A 2,431-nucleotide genomic window follows, 5' to 3' on the forward strand; every position below is an offset into this window, starting at 1 on the left:
AGTACTACGGTGGATGGCGGCCTGTACCTAAGGCACTCCCTGGAAACGGGGAGCAAACAGATTGCAGGACACCTAAGGCTATTGGAGAGGGTAACTCGCCAGTTCTCTACTCTACCCCATGTTCCCCATATTTATCAACCGCAAGCTTTCAAACAAAAGTGAACCATCCCGAATTTTATTATTTTCTACTACTCGCATTCAATATTGTCAAACCAACAATGTTTTTTCCATCTTTCCGTATCAATATATCGTCATCCGTTTCAATCGTCCTAGTAGCTCGCTGGGGTTTACGGAAACTCATATAGAGTACATCGGCCTCCCTATCATAGTCCAGCCACATATGCTGAATTGGTAATTTTAGGATGTCGGTTGCTACTACAACACAGTTACGGATGAAATCCGTTGTTCTTTTGGTTGTCACTGTTGCCATATTATTTCTCCTTTCGGTTTAGTATCGAGCAGATAGGCAGTAATCACAAATCCATCACCTCTCGATAGCTCTCTGTAAACTACCACCAGCCACTTTCTCTTTCCGATGTTTCTTGTAGCTTTCATGGCTCCTTTGTTCCCACGAACAATAAGATCTGGCTTCTCCACAGTATCAAGTATCTCATGGAAATAGCTTGCCAACTCATCATGGTTCTCAACAATATGGTACCATCTCTCATAAGTCAATCGTATTGGTACGCCATTGATCGAATAGGCAACTTCCATTCATACCTCCAATTCCGCTAACGATGAGTTCAGCGACGGCGGGGAGAATTGTCACCAAACTTTGTAAGCACGATTACCTATTGAGATACTATAAAATTTTGGGATGGTTCACTTTACTGTGAAAGCTTGCGGCTGAGAGGTAGGGTGGGCACCGCCCACCAAAAAGGCGTAGATGGCGAACAGATTGGTGGGTAATGTCCACCCTACTTCTGCGGAAGGTTAACCGCGCCTAAAGTTTCACAAGAAAATGGATGATTTTGAACCGTCCCAAAATTCCTATCAGCCATTCCTATCAGCCTATCAGCATCAGCAACAAAAAAGGAGTAAAACACATTTGTTTTACTCCTTTTGTCTATATTTAAGAGGTGCGAGATCGGGCTTCTTTTTGGCCATTAATGGAGGAGGTTAAAACCCCATCCCTTGCACAATTTTTTCGGCGATGGCTTCAGCGATTTGCTCTTCCAGATAGGCCCCATTTTCCAGCTTCTCTCTGGCTTCCGCCACTCTGTCTTGACGCACATCCGGCGCGCTATTGGCGGCTGTCTGGGCGATACTCACATCTCTTTGCAGACGCTGAGCTTTTCTGGCTCCACTGGAGATGACTATCTCATCGCCTCCCTTGGCGGAAGCTCTTTCTGTTCGCTTCTCGCCCTCGGGCTTAATTAATTTTTGAATTTCCGGTAGTCTAAAAATAGGTTCTATGGGTGTCATCGTCATCACCTTACCTTCTTTTTTACCTTCTACTATTTCTATCGGCAATCTTGAAGGAAAACTTTAGCTTATTTTTTAAAAAAAATTTTCAAGGAAGAATCCTTACCTTTCTTCCCTCTACTTTAAGCCTTCCCTTAGCAAAGAGAGAGACAGCTTTTGAGTATATCTGGTGTTCTTTTTCTAATATCCGGTTAGTCAAGGTCTCTTCGGTATCATCATCATAGACGCTGACGGCTTCCTGTAAAATTATGGGGCCGGTATCACATTCTTCATCGACAAAATGGACGGTGGCGCCGCTTATCTTAACGCCATAGTCAAGGGCCTTCTTCTGACTTCCTATCCCAGGGAAGGAAGGGAGTAAGGCTGGGTGGATATTCATGATCCGATTTCGGAATTCCCTTACAAAATAAGGGGTGATCAAGAGCATATAGCCAGCCAGACAGACTAATTCTACGCCTTCCTCTTTGAGATTAGCCACTATTTCACGCTCATACTCTTCTCTGGCGGCAAACCCTTCAGGATCGAGGAAAAGAGTCTTTATCCCGTGCTTTTTAGCCCGCACTAAACCATAGGCATCAGCTTTATTGCTAACCACTAAGGCAATTTCTGCTTCTACTTCTCCTTTTTCAATGGAGTCAATAATAGCCTGGAGGTTTGAGCCTCGACCCGAGATCAAAACAGCTATTCGTAACTTCTTTTTCATGGGCGGCTCCATTTAACTCCAGCCAAGAGCCAATTAGCCAAGAGCCAATAGCCAGTAACTGCTCAAGACTAAGTTAAGCAGTTAGTTGGGAGACAAAGCAAAATTCCCTCTCCCTTGATGGGAGAGGGATAGGGTGAGGGTGAAATTGGCGGGCAATATTATTACTCTTGCTAAAAACGGCATTGTCCCAAATCCCCTAAAAAAGGGCTGAAAAACTGGTAACAGTTTGGAGAACATTATGCCTCGCCTCAATCACGTTATTATCTCCACAACTATGGGGGGTAAAAGTCTTTTCCTTGTCTC

4 protein-coding genes are annotated in these 2,431 nt (G+C 44.3%); all 4 read right to left on the minus strand.

The window, feature by feature from the left end; all coding sequences use genetic code 11:
* Positions 1–178 precede the first annotated feature (178 nt).
* On the minus strand, positions 179–430 hold the full coding sequence (locus AB1797_13895) for a DUF2283 domain-containing protein (protein MEW5768679.1): 252 nt from the start codon (positions 428–430) through the stop codon (positions 179–181).
* Positions 418–714, minus strand: coding sequence for a hypothetical protein (locus AB1797_13900; GenBank protein ID MEW5768680.1), 297 nt, complete (start codon positions 712–714; stop codon positions 418–420). Before AB1797_13900 ends, AB1797_13895 begins: the two co-directional genes overlap by 13 nt.
* A 405-nt stretch (positions 715–1,119) precedes the next feature.
* Positions 1,120–1,473: a flagellar biosynthesis anti-sigma factor FlgM gene (locus AB1797_13905; protein MEW5768681.1), complete on the minus strand. Its 354-nt coding sequence runs from the start codon at positions 1,471–1,473 to the stop codon at positions 1,120–1,122.
* Between the two features lie 40 nt (positions 1,474–1,513).
* Positions 1,514–2,128 carry a phosphoribosylglycinamide formyltransferase gene (gene purN, locus AB1797_13910; GenBank protein ID MEW5768682.1) on the minus strand — a complete coding sequence of 205 codons (615 nt, stop codon included), beginning with the start codon at positions 2,126–2,128 and terminating at the stop codon, positions 1,514–1,516.
* Positions 2,129–2,431 lie beyond the last annotated feature (303 nt).

It is taken from the genome of bacterium, from assembly GCA_040753085.1.
Classification (GTDB): Bacteria; UBA9089; JASEGY01; order JASEGY01; family JASEGY01; genus JASEGY01.